We start from the raw sequence: 19,733 nt of genomic DNA, 5'->3' as shown, positions 1-19,733 counted from the left end.
TATCGGCTTCGGGCACGTGCTGATGCGGCGTCCTGCCTTATCAGCACTGCGCCGGCAATCCCTGCCGGCGCACCCGGCCGCTAATACCGAATCGCCGGCTGGCGCGAATGGGGGCCCCGTTTTCTAGCTGAGTCAGTTGCTTCGGCAATGCATCTCAGTCTGTCATTCCGGCGAAGGCCGGAATCCATGGTGTTTTCCAAAAAACAAATTCAAATTGGATTCCGGCCTTCGCCGGAATGACAGGTGTGATTTGATTTTTTTGGCGCGCAGCGTGCCTTTGCCTTTCCCGCCGTCTGACGAGCCGAGCAACGTAATGGAAGCTGGGTTAATAGCCCGTAGCGCAGCGAAGGGGCGAGGCAGGACGCCGAAGCCTTTTCAGACTGCACACGGATGTGCTGTCTGAAAAGCCCCAGCTGGAGTGGAGTAGCGCAGGGAACCGCTAAAACAGTTTCATCGTTTTAGCGGCGAGGAATACAGGCAATGTTCTTTGCCTACTTTCGTGCGCCACGAAAGTAGGTCGCCCGCCGGGGCGAGACCCGGCAATCCTTCCGGCTGAATAGCAGCAGAAATAGACGGGAAGAGCCGGGCGGCAATTACCCCCTCCCGACCGTCCAGCCGCCAACGGAGTTGGCGTCGTTCAGTCGGCATGTTCGTCAACTGTGACGAACATGAATCCCCGACTTCACCCCCCTTCACAGGGGGAGGAGCAAACAACCGCCAACAGAGTTGGCGTCGTTAAGGTGGCAAGTTCGTCAACTGTGACGAACTTGAATTCCCACCGTTACCCCCCTGGCAGGGGAGGGAGCAACGCCACATTTACAACTTGTTACCACCACCTCTGTAAGCTATTCGCCACCCAACTGACTGTAAGCACAAGAACGTCCGAAACGGCGTTCACCACCCTCGTGTAGAGCAAGGAGAGAACCCAGTGAAACACTGGATGAGGATATCGTTGCCGATCATTGCGGTCGGTACGCAATTGCTGAGTGGCGCCGCGCAGGCCGATGGGCCTGCCACGCCGATCAGCAAGCAAGGCGAAAGCTGCCACCTGCCCAATTACGAAGAGCCACTGCGCTGCGTGCGCATCAATGTGCCGGTCGATTACGCGGCGCCAGCGGGCGACAGCATTTCGCTGCACGTCACGGTGGCGCCGGCGTTCCGGGAAACCGCGAAAGCAGATCCCTTGTTTGTGCTGGCTGGTGGTCCGGGTCAGGCCGGCAGTGGCATCGTGTTTCTGCTCGATCGGGCGTTCAAGAAAGTGCGGGCGACTCGCGACATTGTGTTGATTGATCAACGCGGAACTGGCAAGTCCGGCAAGCTCGATTGCGACGATTTGCGCGACAGCGAAACCGTCACCGAGGCCGAGCAGGAAGCGCTGATCAGCAATTGCCTGCGCAATTTGAAGGCGCCGGTTCAGCACTACAACACGGCCAATGCCGCCCGTGATCTGGACGAGGTGCGCAAGGCGCTCGGTTACGCCGAGGTGAATGTCTGGGGCGGTTCCTACGGCACCCGGCTGGGTCAGGCGTATGCACGCGCGTTTCCGGACCGCGTGCGGGCCCTGATCATCGATGGCGTCGCGCCGAAAGAGCAATTGCTCGGCGAGTGGGGCGCCGATGCCCAGCATTCGCTGGAGGCGGCGTTTGCCCACTGCGAGCAGGACCCGGTGTGCGAAAAAACCTATCCGACTTTGCGGGCGGACTTTCGCATGCTGGCTGACAACGTCGAGGCTGGCGCCGTGACGCTGTCATTCAATCATCCGCGCACAGCCAAGCCGCTGAGTTTTGTCCTGCCGTATTCGTCGTTCAGCGAGACCATCCGGATGATGTTGTATTCGGCGGAAATGAGCGCGCGTTTGCCGTTCCTCATCACTGAAAGCAGTCACGGTAACTGGAAACCGTTTATTGCCCAGATGTATGCCAGCAGCGACTGGAGCAGTGACTCGATGGCAATTGGCCTGACCCTGTCGGTGGTCTGTGCCGAAGACATGCCGCGGATTACCCCGGAAGTGCTGGCCGCAGAACAGACGGCGTCGTTTCTGCATGGCTTGCAGCTGAAGCAATGGCCGCGCTGGTGCGCCGTGCTGAACGTGCCGGCCATTCCTTACAGCGAGCCGACGCCGCTGGCAACACCGACCTTGTTGCTGTCCGGCGCGCTGGATCCGGTGACACCGCCGCACCGTGCTGAAACCGCGTTGAAATCCTTGTCGGCTGGGCAGCATCTGGTGGCCGCCAACGTCGGCCACGGCGTGTCCCATCTTGGCTGCGGACCCAAACTGTTGCGCGAGTTTCTCGACGCGCCAACGGAAAAAATCGATGGCCAGTGCCTGAACGATATTCCGCTGCCGCCGTTCGTGATCAACGTCGCGGGCCCGGCGCCGTAACCCGCGCTGATTTAAAAACGTATTGCGATATTGATTTGCTGACTCGACCTGCTGACCCAGTCACCGATTGGTGCAGCTAAGGAATATCCATGATCAAGGTAGACAATCTGCACAAAGCCTTTGGCAAGGTGCAGGCATTGAATGGCGCCAGCTTCAGCGCCGCCGATGGCCAAATCGTCGGCCTGCTCGGACCGAACGGCGCCGGCAAAACCACCGCGCTGCGGGTGCTGTTTGGCTTGCTGGCACGCGACACCGGCACGGTGAGCATCGATGGCATCGATCCGGCCAGCGATCCGATTGCGGCGCGCAAGAAACTCGGCATTCTGACCGATCAGGTCGGTTTGTATGAGCGGCTGACCACGCGTGAGCATTTGCGTTATTTCGGCGAGTTGCACGGCATGAGCCGCAGCGATATCGAATCAGGCACCACCGATGTAGTCGAACTGCTCGGCATGGCCGATATCATCGACCGCCGCGCCGCCGGCTTCTCGCAAGGTCAGCGGCTGAAAGTCGCGCTGGCGCGGGCGCTGCTGCACCGGCCGCGCAATCTGCTGCTCGATGAACCGACCCGTGGTCTCGATGTGATGAGCACGCGGGCGCTGCGGCGGGCGCTGCAAAGCCTGCGCGAGCGTGGTTGCTGCATCATCATGGCGACGCACGTGATGCAGGAAGTGACCCATCTGTGCGATGACGTGATCGTCATTGCCCAGGGCAAGGTGGTGGCGCAGGGTGCGCCGCAAGCGCTGTGCGAACAAACCGGCATCAGCAATCTGGAAGATGCCTTTGTCAGCCTGATCGGTACCGAAGAAGGAATCGCGGCATGAGTCGTTTTACTACCATCTGGCGCAAGGAAGTCACCGACACCCTGCGCGACAAACGCTCGCTGATGATGCTGGCGCTGTTTGTGTTCATCTATCCGCTGATCATGTGGTCGACGCTGAATAACGTGATCAGCAAAAGCACCAAGGCTGATCGGGAAACCAACGAGGTGATCGTGATCGGCGGCAGTCAGGCGCCGACCCTGATGCAGCAATTGAAGCAGCAAGGCATCACCGTGCTCGATCATGATGACATGGACGAGCCGGCGATTACCGCGCTGCTGAAAGAACGCAAGCAGGCGGCGGTGATCCGCATTCCGGAGTCGTTCAGCAAGGACTATCAGGATCTGCGTCCGGCCACCATCGAGCTGTGGTCCGACTCGGCAGCGGACCAGCGCTCGAAACTGGAGCGTGTCACCCAGGTGCTGAACAGCTACGGCATCAGCATTGCCCAGGCGCGGTTGCTGGCCCATGGCGTCTCGCCGGCAGTGCTGCGGCCGGTGCAGGTGCAGGAATACGACACAGCGACCAGCGCGTCGCGTTCGGGCAAAATCATCGGCGCGATCTTCGGCATCTTTTTTGTCGCGACCTTCTACTTCTGCCTGAACCTCGCCATCGACACCACCGCCGGTGAGCGCGAGCGCAAATCGCTGGAAATCTTGCTGGCCCAACCGGTGAAACCGCTGGAGTTGATTGCCGGCAAATGGTTGGCCGGTGCGCTGATTTGCGCGGTCGGTTTGGGCCTGGAGCTCAGCGTCGGCCACTTTGTCCTGAAGTCGATGCCGCTGGAAGAAATCAGTCTGTCGTGGCGGCTCGGTTTGCCGAGCCTGCTGCTGCTGATCGGTACGGCGCTGCCGCTGTGCCTGTTTGCCTCGGCATTTGAAATTGCCCTGGCGATGAACTCGAAGTCGTTCAAGGAAGCGCAGACCGCGGTCAGCTTCGCGCTGCTGTTGCCGCTGATACCGGTGATTGTGGTGCCGATGCTGGATCTGAATACGCAAAGCTGGATGTACGCCATTCCGGTGCTGGCCGAGCAGACGCTGATGCTGGAACTGGCCAAGGGCAATGCCGTGCCGGCAACTGCTTTTCTGACCACGGCCGGCGTGTCGTTGGCGCTGGCGTTGATCTGCGTTGGCTTTGCCAGCTGGAAGTTGAAGAGCGAGAAGTTTGTTCTCGGTGTGTGAACGGTGGGAGACCATGCCATGAAGTTTTCCTGTGCCATGCCGGAGCGTCGGTTTGGCGTGATTGGGCTGGCCTTCACCGCGCTCAGCGTCAACCAGCCGGAATTCCTGCCGATTGGCTTGGCGCTGCTGGTGATGGCCGCGACTCAGTATTGGCGCGCCTGTCGTCGGTCCTGAATGAGCGGCGCTACCGTGGTCTTTGCTGCGTTACAATCGCCGCCTTCCTCGGCATGGGGCGCAGCAAGGATCAGCGTGGCGGAGCAGTCGTTTGAACAGGTAGTCGGCGAACACGGTGCGGCGATCGCGCGGGTGGCGGCGGCGTTCGAGCGCAATCCGGCCCGGCGCGACGAGCTGACCCAGGACGTGCTGCTAGCCATCTGGCAATCACTGCCGCGTTTTCGCGGCGAGTCGTCGCTGAAGACTTTTGTCTTGCGCATCGCCCACAACCGCGCGGTCAATCATGTGCTGCAGCACAAGCGTGAGCTGGCCCGTGATGAACTCAGCGAAGAATTGCCGGACCAGCGCGCGAATCCGGAACAGCAAGCCAGCCTGCAACAGCGAAGCGAGCGTCTGCTCGATGCCGTGCGGGCGCTGCCGCTGATGCAACGCGAACTGGTGACGCTGGCGCTGGAAGGCTTGAGCCATGAGGAAATCGCCAGCGTGATCGGCATCTCGGTCGGCAATGTCGCGGTGCGCTTGTCGCGGGCACGCAAACAATTGATGGCCCAGCTTGGCGAGACGCCGCTCGGTGATGCCGAACCGTCGGGGAGCACGGTATGACCAACGGCATGCCCGACAGCAACGATTGGCAACAGCTGGCGCGCACCTGGCAGGCGCAGCCGGTCAATCTGCCGGCCCTGCAGCGCAGCACCCGCTGGTGCACGCTGCGGATGTACGCGCTGATGGCGGTCGAAATCGGCGTCGTGCTGATGATCTGGTCACTGGCGGTGTACTGGCAATGGTTCAAACCATTGCCGACCTTGTGGCAGATCTGGGCATGGTTGTGGTCCGTGCTGGCGCCGGTGATGACCTACTTCAATATCCGCTCCCGGCGTGGCACCTGGCGCGCGCACGAGAACGATGTTCACGCCTTGTTGGCGCTGCGCATCCGCCGGGCCAAAGCCAATCTGACGGTGATCCGTTACGGCGACTATTTTGGTCCGCTCGGCATTGTGCTGGGCTGGCTCTGGAACGGTTTGTCGGTCTGGCTGTACCCGGCCAAGGCGCACGGTTGGCAGGCGTTTTTCGGGGCGATTTTTGTCACCGTGATCGTCGGTGGCTGGATGCTGATCTGTCGCCGTTATGCCCGCCGTGAGCGGCGCAAGCTGGCCGAAACCGAAAGCCTGTTGCAGGATCTCAACTGAACTGCTTAGCTTGCCCGGACGGCTGCTTGCCGCGTCGCCCCAACCGGAGTACCAACGATGATGATGAACTGGGCCCAGCTGCTGACGCCGCATCGTTCGCATCATGAGTTGACCGGCACGCCGGAATCGGGCCGCTCGCATTTTCACAAAGATCACGATCGCATTGTTTTCTCTAGCGCGTTTCGCCGGCTCGGGCGCAAGACCCAGGTGCATCCGCTGTCGCTCAATGATCACATTCACACCCGGCTGACTCACAGCATCGAAGTCGGTTCGGTCGGCCGCAGTCTCGGCATCATGGCGGGTGAAGCCATGGCCGACGAATTGCCGCCGTGGATCACGCCGGCCGATCTTGGCGCCATTGTTCAGGCAGCTTGTCTCGCTCATGACATCGGCCATCCGCCCTTTGGCCATGCCGGCGAATATGCCGTGCGCGATTTCTTTCGTCGCCATCGTGGCAGTGCCTTGCTGGCGGAACTGTCGCCGGAAGAGCGCGATGATCTGTGTACCTTCGAAGCCAACGCGCACGGTTTCCGGGTGGTCACGCAAACCGAATACCACCAGTTTGAAGGCGGTATGCGGCTGACTTATCCGACGCTTGGCGCGTTGATGAAATATCCGTGGACATCGGTGCACGCCGGCATCAAGGAAAAATTCGGCTGTTATCAAAGTGAGCGCCAGCAACTTCACGAGGTGGCGCAAAAACTCGGGCTGCTGCCGGAAAATACCGACAAGTATTGCCGGCATCCGCTGTGCTTTCTGCTCGAGGCGGCCGACGACATCTGCTACACGATTCTGGATCTGGAAGACGCGCTGGAACTGAACATTCTGCAGTACGCTGATGTCGAGCAGACTCTGTTGCAGCTGTGCGGCTGGGAAACGCCGCACGAATATGCCCAAGATAGTTCACTGAGTCCGCGGCGCCGGATCAGTGCCTTTCGTGGTCGCGCCATGGAGCGCATGCTGGTATCGGCGCTGCAGGCATTTCTGGCGCACAAGAACGCCATGCTGGCTGGCAGTTATCACGGCGAGTTGTTGCTGGATGGCGACAGTGATGTTGCGGCCGGCGTCCGCGCGGGAAAAAAACTGGCCTACGAAAAAGTGTTCCGCAACGCCCGCAAATCGGAACTGGAGATCGGCGCGTTCTCGACCATCGGCACCTTGCTCGATGTGTTCTGTCACGCGGTGTACGAGCAGCACAGTCTGCCGTCACCGAGCTTTCGCTATCGGCGGGTGCTGGATCTGATGGGCGGCAATGCCCCGGCGCGCGAGCAGCCGCTTTATCACGCCTATATGCGTGTGCTCGATTACGTCGCCGGAATGACTGACCAATACGCGACTTACCTCGCGCACCAGATCGGTGGCATGGCGCGCTAGTCGAGTGTTGGTCAGTTGGGCTGGCTGATCAATCGAACAGGCCGGTCAGTCGAGCAAGCTGAGTTCATGCAACGCGTCGAGCGCGCAGTCGAGTAGCGCGAGTGCATCCGGCCAGGCCAATGGCACGGCATCGAACAGCGCGTTCAGGACGAGTTGGTGCGGTGAGCAGGACAAGTGCTCGGTCATGATGCGGTCTCCCCAACCTGATTAAAAGGGAGCCAATCCGTAGCCACACTGACCGGCGATCAGGACACCGGTACAGCAAATCGCGGTTTGGCTGTCGTGAGCCAGTCACGCCGCGCGGTAGTTTCGCTACCGGCCGTGACACTAGCATGACGACCGAGCTTGGCAATAGCGACGGCCAGCACAGTTTGTCGAAACAATTGCCGCGCGCTGCCGTTGTGGCACCATGGCACCCGACTTTCCTCGCCGGATGCCTGCCATGTTTGATCCCCGTACTGTTTTCCCTGCCCGTCGGGTCAGCGCCCTGCTGAGCGCGGCCGCGTTGTCCGTGCTGTCGGCACTGACTGCCGTGCAAGCGGAAGAAAACACGACCAGCACAGTCGCAGAAACAGCGAAAGCCGACAGCAGCTCCGCTGCAGATCGTGCGTTCAAGGCGGTCTATGACAAGGACTGGGCGTTCCGGCTGCAGCAGTTTCCGGAGCTGGCCGCCAGTCTCGGCGACCAGGACGCCGAACGGCGATTCAGCGACTGGAGCGATGCGGCGGTGCAAACCCGCATCGATTTTCTCAAACAGATTCAGCGCGAGCTCAAACAGATTAATCCGGACCAGCTGACCGGTGACGGTCGGGTCAACTACCGTATTTTTGCCGATCAAACCCGCAACAGCCTTGCCGATTACGAACTCGGTGGCTATCTGATGCCATTCACCAGCGACACCCAGTTCTGGGCCGATTACGCCCGCAGCGGCGATTACGTGCAATGCCAGCCGGCTGCCAACTGCGAACGTTATCTGGATCGGTTGGAACAATTGCCGCAGCTGTTTCAGCAGCTGACCGCGCTGATGCGAAAAGGTCTCAAGAAAGGCCTGAGTGTGCCGCAAGTGGTGCTGACCGGTCGCGATGCCAGCATTGCCCTGCACGTGGTCGACAGCGCTGAACAAAGCGCGTTCTACGCGCCGTTCAAGCAATTGCCGAGCGCGCTTGATGAGGCCAGTCAGACCGCGCTGCGGGCGCGTGCTGCCAGCGTGATTCAGGACAAGGTGATTCCGGCTTATCGCGAGCTGCTGCAATTCATGCGCAGCGAATACATGCCGAAAGCGCGCAAGACCATTGCCGCCAGCAAGCTGCCGAATGGCAACGCTTATTACGCTGCAGAAATTTTTGAGTACACCACGCTCGATGCCAGCCCGGACAGCATTCATCAAACCGGTCTGGCCGAAGTGGCCCGCATCCGCGCGGAGATGGATGCGATTCGGCAGCAGGTCAATTTCGCTGGCGATCTGAAAGCCTTTCTCCAGTTCCTGCGCACCGATCCGCAGTTCTATCCAAAGACTGGCCATGAACTGCTCGCCGAAGCCTCCTACTTCGCCAAGAAAATCGACGGCAAATTGCCGCAGTATTTCGGCACGCTGCCGCGCCAGCCTTACGGTGTCGCGCCGGTGCCGGCCGATATCGCCCCGACCTACACCACCGGTCGCTACTCGGGCAGCAATGATCCGAAGCAAGCCGGCTTCTACTGGGTCAACACCAGCCTGCTCGATCAGCGGCCGCTGTGGGCGATTCCGGCGCTGACCCTGCATGAAGCGGTGCCCGGCCATCATTTGCAAAATGCGCTCGCCAGCGAGCAAGGCGAGCAGCCGCTGTTCCGCCGTTATTCGTATCTGTCGGCGTACGGCGAAGGCTGGGGTCTGTACAGCGAACGGCTCGGCGTCGAGATGGGCATTTACGAAACGCCGTATCAACAGTTCGGCCGGTTGGTGTACGAAATGTGGCGGGCAGCGCGACTGGTGGTCGATACCGGCATGCACGCCAAGGGCTGGAGTCGCGATCAGGCGCTGAACTTCATGCGCGACAATACCGCGCTCAGCGAACACGAAATCACCACCGAAATCGATCGCTACATTTCCTGGCCGGGTCAGGCGCTGGCTTACAAACTCGGTGAACTGAAAATCCGCGAACTGCGCGCGAAAGCCGAAGCCGCGCTCGGCCAGAAATTTGATCTGCGCGCCTTCCACGATCACGTGCTGGCGCTCGGTTCAGTGCCGTTGTCGGTTCTCGAGCAGGAGGTGGATCGCTGGATTGCCAGCCAGCAGACACCGCAAGCGTAGGCTTGGGCAAACATGTCAGCACCCGCGTTACCGGATCTGCTCGATCAGCTAAGCGACACGCTGAACGATGAGCGGCTCAGCGACGACGAAAAGCGTTTGCTGGTGCTGGCCTTGCGCGAGGCCGAGCCACCGGAAGACGGCTTGCGCCAGTTGCGCAATCGCGCTTTTGAGCTGGTCCGGCAGCGCATCAACGATGGCAATCAGCAGGGCCTGATCAAATGGCTGGAAGGGGTGGTGCGCGCGCTCGATGTCGCGCGCACACCGAGCGGCGTCGCCATCGAATCGCAAGCTTACTTCAGTCCCGGCCCGGCTTGTCGCCTTGCCATCCAGCAGCAGCTGCGCAGTGTTCGGCAGCGCGCCGAGCTGTGCGTCTTTACCATTTCCGACGATCAGATCAGTGCAGAAATTTTAGCGGCGCATCGCCGTGGCGTGCAGCTCCGGCTGCTGACCGACAATGAAAAGGAATGTGATCTCGGCAGTGATATCGGTCGCTTGCGCGATGCTGGCGTGCCGGTACGGGTGGATCGGACCGAAGCGCACATGCATCACAAGTTTGCGCTGTTCGATGGCAGCTGGTTGCTGAACGGCAGTTATAACTGGACCCGCAGTGCCGCCGAAGTCAACGAAGAGAATCTCGTGCTCAGCAACGACCCGGGCCTGATACGGCAATTCAGCGAGCAGTTCGAGCGTCGCTGGCAGGCCTTCCAGTCAGACTGACACGGTGCCGACCGCGACAGCTATGCCCGGTTGAGCTCTGCGCTATCAGTTGGCGTAGCCCTGTTGGCGCCAACTCTCGCTAGCGCAATTTTCACGACCACTATCCGCACCGGCGTGCCATTCAGCGCCAATCGCACCGCCGCTGGTGACAGCGCCGCCGCGACTATACTCAGCCGAGTGACCCGATACGCATCCGCTCAGGCCGTGCAATGCCATGACCTGAGCGCTGCCGGGTGCAACGTGGAGTGGCGTCGACCATGCGTGTCTTCATTTGCCTGCTGCTGTTGTTGGCGCTGCCTGTGCAGGCGGACTGCAGCCGCGAATTCAAAACCATGGAGCGCGAAGTCAATCAGGACCGGATCTGGGTCGCCCGGGTGTTTGCCGAAGCGGGCTGTCCCTTGCAGGTTTTGCCGCGTGCCGAGCGCATGCTGGATCGGTTCTGGTCACTGAAAACCGGTCAGATTGATTTTGTCAGTGCCGCGACGCCGTTGCCGGAGCGCAGCGAGTTTGCCTGGTTTTCTCTGCCCTACGGCCGCGAGAAAATTGTCATGGTGACTCACAAGGAACTGGCCGGGCAGATTCGGGCAAAATCGATGGCCGATTTGCTCAGCGAGCAGCGCACCATCATCGGTCCGCATTTTGGCTATTACGGTGAGAACTGGCCGGAAATCAAAAAGCAGTTGCAGGCCGTTGATCGCTTCGAGGCGTATAACAATTGGGCCAAGGCGCGCGGCATGTTGCTGCGCAATCCCGACGGCATTTTGATGATCGTCGAAGACGCCGCCCGCGATGTCGTGGCGCACGAACGGCCTCCGCTGGTGATCCTTCCGGTGACGCTCAGTGAGTCCGAGCTGGTGTTCATGTTCAGTCGAAAGACGGTAACCGAGCCCGAGGTGGCGCTGATCAATGCCGCCATCACCCGATTGCTGGCGCGCGGAATCACGGCCACCGACAATTGATGGCGCGTTGCACGCCCACCATCGCATTTCGAACGAGCGCAGAACGGAAAAATTGGTGGCAGTGCGGAGCTGGCTGTTAGCTCTTTTGAGATCGTGTTGCAGCGTTGCGTCGAAAAAAAAGGCCTGAACACTCAGGCCTTTTTCAGTTGCTGATCAAACGCTGCTTCAAGCAGCTGGTGTTCGGCGGGGGAGCAGCAGCTGCTGTGCCGCAGCAGTTGCCGGATGTTCATCTCGGCCGCGCGACCGATGCTGAGCCGGCGCCGCATTTTCTCCAGATCAATGAAGCGGATGTCGTCACGGCCGAATTGTCCGGCCTGCGCCAGCTTGCGGACAAAAATGTGCTTGTCATACAGGCAGCCGTGTTGCCAGCGTTGCCGGGAAATCTGCGCCGCCCAATCGGCGATGGCAGTCAGCACGGCAGCGCGGGATTCGGCTTGCGGATGCGCTGGCCACCATTCATCCAGACTCTGAAAGTCATCAAGCGCCACCGTCATCAGCGCGGCACAGGAATGGCCATTGATCTTTTGCTCGCCGTAATAGACCAGCGGCACGGCGGGAATGCCGAGCGCCTGCAATTTGCCGATGTTGGCGAATTCGCGCCGGAAGGTCGGTTGGCCAAACGGATGGCGCAGGCTGCGGGTATCGTGGTCCTGCTGGCGTTTCAGAAACACTGCCAGCGTGCCGCCGGCCGGCGTTTTCAGTTCGACCCGGCTGGCGCCGCTCCAACCGGAGCGGCGTTCATTCGGTGCTTCAAACCAATCGGCTTTCAGCGCCCAGACGTCAGCGAAACTGTGCAGGCCGTTGTGGGCAAGAATGGCCTGATGGTTGGCATCCGGCGTCCAGTGTTGCCCGCTCATCAGCCGACCTTGCGCAGCACGTAAATGCGCCACATCAGGAAGAACGGCAGCACATCGTAATGGGCGACCACCTGCAGTCCGGCTTCACGGCACTCGGCTTCGAATTGCGCCGCCGGCGTGACGAAACGGTTGTTCGGATTCTTGCCTTGGGCAGCGCGTTTGGCGTCGAGCCGACGGCGTTTCCAGGCCTTGATGTTGCCATCGACCCACAGCGACAGGATGACGGTTTCGCGGCAGATGCGACGGAACTCGCGCAGCATGACCAAGCGATCCTTGCTCTGACCGACGTGGTGCATCAAGCGCATCGAAAACACGCAGTCAACGAAGCTATCCGGATATTGGGTATCGAAGGCCGACGCCTGCCTGCATTCAAACCGCTGCATCAGCGCCGGCGGGTGCACGCGCTGACAGGTGTCGAGCATGCCCTGGCTGTAATCGGCCGCGTACAGCTTGCGATCGGCTTTCTCGGCCAACAGGCCCCAGAAGCGACCGGCGCCGCAGGGCAAATCGATAACGGATTTCGGGTCGCCGGCCGTGGCGAGGGCTTTGCGCGCGGCCCGTTGTTCCAGCCAGTTGGAGAAGCGGCGCTGAAAGCCGGCTTCGTGTTTCTTCTGGTAGTCCGACGCGTGCTCGTGGCTGTATTTGTCGGAAAAGGCCAGATGGACGGCCGGTTTGTTCGGGTTGTTGCTGTTGTTGTCGGTCATGGACGGTCACCTCAAAGTGCGCGGCGATGATAGCAAAGTGCTTCTTGGCTGTACCTTAAACCGCGCCTGATTCCGCAGCGGTTGTTGCTGCAATGGCTGTTGTTTCCGTCGCCGCGGTGCCGGTCTCTGCCGTGCCGGTCGCCGGCTGGACAAAAAACAGCTCATGCCGGCGGACCGCCTTGCGGAAAAACTCGCTGTCGCCGAAGGCCGGCCAGCGCCGCCCGGCCAGCCCGCGCTGCAGCAGCCGGCGCAGCCGCTTTTTCAGCGGCAGCCGTGGCTGCAGGTCATGCATCATCGCCAGTGCCATGGCTTTGTCGATTTGCTGGCGGCGGTCGAGGCTCAGGCTCCACAGGCCGCTGACCGGCAACGCCGCCACGGCTGGCGGCAGCGTTACGCCATCGTGGGCGTTGCCCATCGGCCAGCGATCGTTGTCATGCAGATGGTTGGCGTAGTGCAGCTGGTATTGCGGTTGCCACTGGCTCAACTGAATGGCTTCGTTCAGCGCCGCCGTGCAGGCGACATGATCGCTGTGCGGATCGATGACTGGATGCGGCGTGATGACCACTTCCGGCTGCAGCGTCTCCAGCAGGGCGCGCAAATCGGCAACCAGATTGCGCCAGGTCGGCTCGCCGTTGGCGTCGGCCGGCAGGCGCTGACTGTTGCGCCGACGAAACGGTCGCACATCCTGCAGCGGTGCCACCCGTGAACCGAAACTTTGTTCCGGTGCTTGCTGCATGGCGCGCAATTGCAAACAGAAATAACCGAGCTGAAAACAGCGCTCGGCCGGAATACCGGCCCACTGCGGAATGGCCTGACTGTCCCAGACCCTGAGCCGTGCTTTCAATTCAGCCGCTTGCGCCGGTGCCAAGCCAAACGCTTGATAGGCGTCGGCTTCCAGTTCGCCGACCGTGACGGTAACGATGCTGGTCTCGGCGGACGACTGATAAAAACCAAACGCCGCCAGCTCGGCATCATCGGCATGCGGCGCGAGGATCAGCGTGCGCTTGCGGCGGTAATCGGCGTTGCGAAAACCATACAACACGGCGTCCTGTTCAAACGTGCAATGCAGTCCACTTAGTTGCAGTTGGCCGGCAGCCAGCTCGGCGCGAAAATCCGACAGATTGAGATAGCGCAAGCCAAAACTGCCGCGCTCGAACGTTTGCTGATCCGACCGAGCATCTTGAGTCTGTTGATTTGGCGTGCCCTGCGAATCAGCGGTGTAAATCCGCACCAGCGGATCGCGCCAGCGACTGAACCACGAGCCGCGCACCTGAATGGCGAGCAGCCAGGTATCGACGTCCGGTTCAATCGGTGCATTCAGGTGCAGGCGACCATTGGCCAACTGCACTGGCAGCCGGACGGCCGCGTGCAAATCGTAGCGATAATCCTGGCTCGGCGAGTAAAACAGATGATCGGAAAAAAACGCTTCATTCAGAACCCAGCCGAGCAGCGCCAGCAGCGGCAACAACCAGGCCAATCCGGCCAGCGCCAGGGCGATCAGTGCAATCAGCGCCAGCAGCAGGGCAAACCGTTTGCGCTGGCGATGCTGGCGCAGCAGCGTCTGTTTGTCGGCTTTCATGGTCATCACACCTGATACACCGGCACGCGATTGCACCAGCGATCCTTGTATTCGCGGTCGGCGCGACCAAACGAGTAGCGCAAGGTTTTGCCGAGCGCCTTGGCATCGGCCCACGCCGCTTGGGTATTGAGATAGGTCAGCACGCTGCCGGGACTGAAATCGCGGGTTTGCGGATCGACACCACCGTTGACGTATTCCACCGAAATCCACTGTGGCGACTCGACCCGATACAGCAACTGAATTGCAATCGGCGTCTCATGCAGATAAACCACCGAGCCGACCACGAATTCGCGCAGCAGCGCCAGCACCTCGGCGAGCCGTTCTCGACCAGCGGCGGCAAACCCCCAACGGCGCTCGAACAATTCGATATAGCTCTTTGCCTGCTCAGCTGCCGTCAGCTCGTGCATCGGCCGGATCACGCCGCCGGCTTCTTCCAGCAGGCGCAGCTCGCGGCGCAGGTTGTAACGCACTTTGCGCACCATGTCGTCGGGATCTTTTGCCAGCGTCAATTCTTCTTTCTGCTTGCGTGCGCCGGCAATTTGTTCTGCCTGCGTTGCCGTCAGATACTTGCAGCTATGACGCAACTGAATGTGCGCATCGGCCGCCATCGGCAAAATGATTTCGGCATTGCCCAGATCAAACAGACCAGGCTTACCCATGCGTTTGAGCGCTTGTCGCGACAGTGCCAGATAGCGGCCCCAGGTCGGAATGGCCGCGACCCACTCGCCATTGTCTTGCCAACCGAGATAACGCACGTCGGTTTCGGCGAGTGCGGACAAGCGCGCAACGACGTCTGGCTGGGTCAGCAGGCTGCCGCCAAAGCGCTGCCAGGTTGCGGCGTAGGTGTCAGCATCGATGACCTGCCAATTTTTTTCCCGCCAGAAGCGGAGCCGATTCAGCATTATGAAAGTCAGTCTCAGTGTGGGAAGTGTTGTGGGCGTCAGTCAGCAACGGCCAGCGTGATGCCGTCGATGGCGATGCGAACCAGTTGTTGCACCTGCTCCGGGCTGATGATGTATGGCGTCATGAAATAGACCACGCCGCCGATCGGGCGCAGCAACGCACCTTGGCTCAGTGCGTAATCAAAAATGCGCATGCCGCGCCGCTCTTGCCAGGCAAAGGCTTGCCGGGTTTGCTTGTTCTTGACCAACTCGATGGCGGTGATCATGCCGGTCTGCCGCACTTCAGCCACATGCGGATGATCCTGCAACGGTGCCACGCCGTCCCAGAACAATTTGGCCGTAGCGCGATTGCGGGTCAGCCAGTCACCTTGCTGCAGCAGATCGATGGTGGCGCAGGCCGCCCGGCAGGCGAGTGGATTGGCGGTGTAGCTGTGCGAATGCAGGAACCCGCGCATTGATTCATAACTGTCGTAAAACGCGCCGTAAATGGTCTCGCTGGTCACCACCAGCGACATCGGCAGATAGCCGCCGGTCAAGGCTTTCGACAAACAAAGAAAATCCGGACTGATACCGGCCTGCTCACAGGCGAACAGGGTGCCGGTGCGACCAAAGCCAACAGCGATTTCATCCGCGATCAGATGCACGCCGTATTTGTCGCAGGCTTCGCGCAGCAGCGTCAGATAAACCGGATGATACATGCGCATGCCGGTCGCACATTGCACCAGCGGTTCCAGAATGACGCCGGCAATCTCGTCATGCTTTTCTGCCAATACGCGTTCCATGTGGGCGAACTGGCGGCGCGAATAGGCCTCCCAGCTTTCACCCGGTTCGCGGTAATAGCAATCGGGTGACGGCACCATGATGGCGTCCATCAGCAGCGGGGCATAAGTGGTTTTGAACAGCGCCACATCACCTACGGCAAGCGCGCCCAGGGTTTCGCCGTGATAGCCATTTTGCAGCGCGACGAACCGCTTCTTGCCGGGCTTGCCACTGTTGAGCCAGAAATGAAAACTCATCTTCAGTGCGATTTCGATCGCACTGGAACCGTTGTCGCCAAAGAACAGCCGGGTCAGTCCCGGCGGTGTCAGTGCGGTCAATTTCTCGCCCAGAGCGATTGCCGGCTCGTGAGAAAAACCGGCAAAGATCACATGCTCCAACTGGTCCAGCTGATCCTTGATGGCGGCATTGATGTCCGGGTTGCAGTGACCGAGGATATTGGTCCACCAGGAACTGATGGCGTCGATGTAACGCCGGCCCTCGAAGTCTTCCAGATAAACGCCGCTGGCACGCCGAATCGGCGTCACCGGATAACGCTCGTGATCTTTCATCTGGGTGCAGGGGTGCCACAGATGGCGCAGATCGCGCTGCATCAGCTCGTCGTTGCGGGGCGGGGAGACATCCGGCATGAGAAAGTCCAGCACAAATCGCTAACACGCATTCTAGCAGCGACGGCCGTTGCCGGGCACGCCATAATGCCGGCCGTATACTGGGGCAGCGGGCTGGAACGTTGGTCCGCTTGCCAACGGAGCAAGCGTGGCTCCGCCCCGCCGGGGTGACTCGGAGCCGCCGACTTGCTCCTGGCAATCGTGCTGGTTTGCCGGGCAGCGATGCCACCACCAGCACACCATACACGTGCGGATATCGGCGACGGCCGGGGACAATCGATGTCCGCGCCGACGTGCAAACAGATAGGCGGGCGGACGGATCAGACCGGCGTTCGAGCAACACAAGCCAAGACCAAGAATGAAAGGGAGTTTAGATGTTCACCCAGTCGGTTCGATATATGGGATCGCGTTTGCTGGTGACGGCAGCAGTCGCTGTTATGCCGCTCGCGGTCATGGCAATCGATGTCAAGCCGTTTGTCCAGCAACCGCAGTATGAAGACATGGTGCTGTCGCCGTCCGGTGACTATCTGGCGATGATCGTCAAAGCCGAAGACTCCGATTACCCGTACAAGACCGAGCTGCGGGTCCTTGATCTCAAGAACAAGAAAATCACCTCGGTGCTGCGCTTTCCGCGCAACCTCAGCGTGGCCGACGCGCAATGGTTCAACGACGAACGGATCTTGCTGCGCGCGGAGAAGAAGCGTGGCAGCAGGGCGGAGTCGGTTCCTGATGCCAACATCGTTGCGGTCAATTTTGATGGTTCGAAACAGCTGACCATTTTCGGACCGCAGGCCGGCAGTGGCTCGGTCAAGGCGCTGGCCGCCCAGGAAGACTGGGCCAATCTCAAGATACTGCGACTCAAAACGGATGACCCGCAACGCATGCTGATTCAAAAGCAGCCTTGGGTTCGTGATCGTGATACCGAAGTCAAACCGGTGGTCACCTATCTGAATGTGTACAACGCCCGGCAAACCGGCGCCGAGACCATCGACATCCGTGACAGCGAACTGACCATCGACAATGCCGGGGTCGTGCGCTTTGCCGAGCACGTCTCGGAAGAGGGTTACGCCGAAATGTTCTATCGCGCCGATGCCGAATCTGACTGGAAGCAGTTGTTCCAACGTGGCGGCAATCAGGGCTTTTGGCAACCGCTCAGCTTTGAGCGTGACGACAAGAAGGTGTTGATCGAAGACAACACCGACAGTGAAACCACCGGGCTTGCCTTGCTGGACCCGGCCACCGGCGAACGGACAACACTGTATCGCGCCGAACGCGTTGATCTTGGCGAGATTTACTGGACCGCAGATGGTCGCGAGCCATTCGCTTTCTCGACGGCAGTGACCGGCAAACCCAGTTTGCATCTGCTGAACGCCGAGGTACCCGAAGCGGCTGTGCTCAAATTGGCGGCCAGTACCTTTCCGACCAGCAATATTGCTATCAGCGGCTACAGCGCGGATGGCAAACGCGCCGTGGTGCAAATCGGTTCTGACATTCAGCCCGCAGTGTTCTATCTGATCGACAGTGACAAGAAAGCGATAGGCAAAATTGCCGAAGCGGCACCCTGGCTGAAATCGGCGCAGCTCAGTCCGATGGAGCCGGTCACCATCAAGGCCCGTGACGGTCTGCAATTGTCGGCCCTGCTGACGGTGCCGAAAGCCAAACCGGCGAAAGACTTGCCGGCGGTATTGCTGGTCCACGGTGGTCCTTATGGCGTGCAGGACAAGTGGGGTTATGATGCAGAAGTGCAGTTGCTCGCGGCTGCCGGTTATGCGGTGTTGCAAGTCAACTTTCGTGGTTCCGGTGGCTATGGCAAATCGTTCCGGTTTGATGCCTACGGTCAGTGGGGCACGACCATGCAGGATGATCTGACTGACGCCACCAAATGGTTGGCCGGACAAGGCATCGCCGATGCCAACCGCATCTGCATCATGGGTCATAGTTATGGTGGCTATGCCAGTGTCTGGGGTTTGATCAAGACGCCTGAGCTGTATCGCTGCGGCATTGCGTCAATGGGCGTCTATGATTTGTCCTTGATGCACGAGGAAGGCAATATTCAGCGCAGCCGTATTGGCCGGCACTATCTGGAGCAGGCGATCGGTACGGATCCGCAATCGCTGGCAGCGCGCTCGCCGGTGCAGCACGTGGCCGCGATCAAGGCGCCGCTGTTGCTGAGCCATGGTGACGCCGATGAGCAGGTACCAATTGAGCATGTCGAACGGCTGATTGCTGCGCTAAAAGACAACAAGAAAACCTACGAGTATCTTGAGTTCGACGACGAAGCGCACGGCTTTGCCAGCGAGGCAAATCGGGTCAAATTCTATGAAGCTGTATTGGCCTTTCTGGATAAACAGATTGGTCATTAATGGAGTATTAAAACGTCGCGGCTATCTGCAGACGGAAGTGTATTGGGAGAGTTCAACCATGACTGAAGCGTTGCCATGCTGATCCGCAATACCGTCAAGCTGATCAAATCGCTGCAGCAGAAAAAATATCGTCGCGAGCATGCGCTGTTCGTGGTGGAAGGCGGCAAGAGCGTGCAGGAAGTGCTGGCCAGTGACTGGCCGCTGCACAGCGTTTACGCCACCGCGGCGTATTTGCCGGAGCTGGCGGCGGGTTTGCGCCGGCGCGGTCTTGACGCGATCACGGTGAAGGCAGCAGAGCTGGCCGACATGGGCAGTTACGAGCACAACGACAGCGCGCTGGCGGTGCTGGAGATTCCGTTGCCGGCACCGATCCGCTTTGGCGACGGCGAATATGTGCTGGTGCTGGATGACATCCGCGACCCGGGCAATCTCGGCACCATCATCCGAACGGCGGACTGGTTCGGTATTCGGCAAATTATCTGCTCGCCGGAAACGGCGGATCTGTACAACCCGAAAGTGCTTGCTGCCAGCATGGGCTCGTTCCTGCGCGTGCAGGTGCATTACACGGCGCTGCCGGCGTTTCTGCAGGCCCATGCCGATCGGCCGAGTTACGGTGCGTTTCTGGATGGCACCGATGTGCACCGGACCGCGTTCGAGCCGCGTGGCGGCCTGCTGGTGATTGGCAACGAGGCGCACGGCATCCAGCCCGAATTGGCTGGCCTTGTCACACATCGCATCACCATTCCGGCTTATGGTCAGGCCGAATCGCTCAACGCCGGGATTGCGACCGCGATCCTGCTCGACAACTGGCGGCAATCCGCACAGCGAAGCTGAAGACGCGCATTGCGTCTTCAGTG

The 19,733-nt window shown here is 60.2% G+C and carries 18 protein-coding genes; 12 read left to right on the top strand and 6 right to left on the bottom strand.

All coding sequences use genetic code 11. From position 1 onward, the window contains the following. Positions 1-928 precede the first annotated feature (928 nt). From HPT27_RS02070 to HPT27_RS02040, 7 genes are all read left to right on the top strand, one after another. On the top strand, positions 929-2,383 hold the full coding sequence (locus tag HPT27_RS02070; protein WP_211197815.1) for an alpha/beta fold hydrolase: 1,455 nt from the start codon (positions 929-931) through the stop codon (positions 2,381-2,383). 89 nt (positions 2,384-2,472) lie between these two features. After that, positions 2,473-3,207 (top strand): ABC transporter ATP-binding protein, encoded by a 735-nt coding sequence (locus HPT27_RS02065; protein ID WP_172238244.1) that lies wholly within the window; start codon positions 2,473-2,475, stop codon positions 3,205-3,207. Beyond that, a complete protein-coding gene (locus HPT27_RS02060) occupies positions 3,204-4,385 on the top strand; it encodes an ABC transporter permease (RefSeq protein ID WP_172238241.1) in 1,182 nt (393 codons plus the stop codon). Before HPT27_RS02065 ends, HPT27_RS02060 begins: the two co-directional genes overlap by 4 nt. Positions 4,386-4,403: 18 nt before the next feature. Then, positions 4,404-4,559, top strand: coding sequence for a hypothetical protein (locus HPT27_RS02055; RefSeq protein WP_172238238.1), 156 nt, complete (start codon positions 4,404-4,406; stop codon positions 4,557-4,559). Positions 4,560-4,634: 75 nt separating this feature from the next. Then, a complete protein-coding gene (locus HPT27_RS02050) occupies positions 4,635-5,162 on the top strand; it encodes an RNA polymerase sigma factor (RefSeq protein ID WP_211197814.1) in 528 nt (175 codons plus the stop codon). Continuing rightward, the gene (locus HPT27_RS02045; protein ID WP_172238232.1) at positions 5,159-5,746 is read left to right on the top strand and encodes a hypothetical protein; all 588 of its coding nucleotides are present in this window, start codon (positions 5,159-5,161) and stop codon (positions 5,744-5,746) included. The genes HPT27_RS02050 and HPT27_RS02045 overlap by 4 nt, the downstream gene beginning before the upstream one ends. A gap of 63 nt (positions 5,747-5,809) precedes the next feature. Next, positions 5,810-7,120: a deoxyguanosinetriphosphate triphosphohydrolase gene (locus HPT27_RS02040; protein WP_211197997.1), complete on the top strand. Its 1,311-nt coding sequence runs from the start codon at positions 5,810-5,812 to the stop codon at positions 7,118-7,120. Positions 7,121-7,165: 45 nt separating this feature from the next. On the opposite strand, the gene HPT27_RS02035 is transcribed toward HPT27_RS02040, so the two are convergent. Then, positions 7,166-7,306, bottom strand: a complete 141-nt coding sequence (locus HPT27_RS02035) for a hypothetical protein (RefSeq protein WP_172238226.1) — start codon at positions 7,304-7,306, stop codon at positions 7,166-7,168. Positions 7,307-7,562: 256 nt separating this feature from the next. On the opposite strand from HPT27_RS02035, the gene HPT27_RS02030 reads away from it, so the two are divergent. From HPT27_RS02030 to HPT27_RS02020, 3 genes are all read left to right on the top strand, one after another. Next, on the top strand, positions 7,563-9,410 hold the full coding sequence (locus HPT27_RS02030; RefSeq protein ID WP_172238223.1) for a DUF885 domain-containing protein: 1,848 nt from the start codon (positions 7,563-7,565) through the stop codon (positions 9,408-9,410). Positions 9,411-9,422: 12 nt separating this feature from the next. Further along, positions 9,423-10,127, top strand: a complete 705-nt coding sequence (locus HPT27_RS02025; protein WP_172238220.1) for a phospholipase D-like domain-containing protein — start codon at positions 9,423-9,425, stop codon at positions 10,125-10,127. Between the two features lie 257 nt (positions 10,128-10,384). Continuing rightward, a complete protein-coding gene (locus tag HPT27_RS02020; protein WP_172238217.1) occupies positions 10,385-11,086 on the top strand; it encodes a substrate-binding periplasmic protein in 702 nt (233 codons plus the stop codon). Positions 11,087-11,217: 131 nt separating this feature from the next. Here the strand turns inward: HPT27_RS02020 and HPT27_RS02015 are convergent, their stop codons facing one another. Genes HPT27_RS02015 through HPT27_RS01995 form a run of 5 tightly spaced genes read right to left on the bottom strand, consistent with a single transcriptional unit; the run spans position 11,218 to position 16,534 of the window. Next, the gene (locus HPT27_RS02015; protein ID WP_172238214.1) at positions 11,218-11,943 is read right to left on the bottom strand and encodes a lipopolysaccharide kinase InaA family protein; all 726 of its coding nucleotides are present in this window, start codon (positions 11,941-11,943) and stop codon (positions 11,218-11,220) included. Beyond that, positions 11,943-12,647, bottom strand: a complete 705-nt coding sequence (locus HPT27_RS02010; RefSeq protein WP_172238211.1) for a class I SAM-dependent methyltransferase — start codon at positions 12,645-12,647, stop codon at positions 11,943-11,945. The genes HPT27_RS02015 and HPT27_RS02010 overlap by 1 nt, the downstream gene beginning before the upstream one ends. A gap of 55 nt (positions 12,648-12,702) precedes the next feature. Further along, positions 12,703-14,226, bottom strand: a complete 1,524-nt coding sequence (locus HPT27_RS02005) for a PIG-L family deacetylase (protein WP_172238208.1) — start codon at positions 14,224-14,226, stop codon at positions 12,703-12,705. Positions 14,227-14,231: 5 nt separating this feature from the next. Next, positions 14,232-15,128: a GNAT family N-acetyltransferase gene (locus HPT27_RS02000; RefSeq protein WP_172238205.1), complete on the bottom strand. Its 897-nt coding sequence runs from the start codon at positions 15,126-15,128 to the stop codon at positions 14,232-14,234. 38 nt (positions 15,129-15,166) lie between these two features. Then, complete coding sequence (locus HPT27_RS01995) at positions 15,167-16,534, bottom strand: adenosylmethionine--8-amino-7-oxononanoate transaminase (protein ID WP_172238202.1); 1,368 nt, start codon at positions 16,532-16,534, stop codon at positions 15,167-15,169. Between the two features lie 353 nt (positions 16,535-16,887). On the opposite strand from HPT27_RS01995, the gene HPT27_RS01990 reads away from it, so the two are divergent. Continuing rightward, positions 16,888-18,876 (top strand): alpha/beta hydrolase family protein, encoded by a 1,989-nt coding sequence (locus tag HPT27_RS01990; protein ID WP_172238199.1) that lies wholly within the window; start codon positions 16,888-16,890, stop codon positions 18,874-18,876. 75 nt (positions 18,877-18,951) lie between these two features. After that, positions 18,952-19,710 carry an RNA methyltransferase gene (locus HPT27_RS01985; protein ID WP_172238196.1) on the top strand — a complete coding sequence of 253 codons (759 nt, stop codon included), beginning with the start codon at positions 18,952-18,954 and terminating at the stop codon, positions 19,708-19,710. Positions 19,711-19,733 lie beyond the last annotated feature (23 nt).

This window comes from Permianibacter fluminis, from assembly GCF_013179735.1.
Lineage (GTDB): Bacteria > Pseudomonadota > Gammaproteobacteria > Enterobacterales > Permianibacteraceae > Permianibacter > Permianibacter fluminis.
Note: the sequence above shows the minus strand (reverse complement) of the source record. Positions and strands in the feature narration are given on the sequence as shown.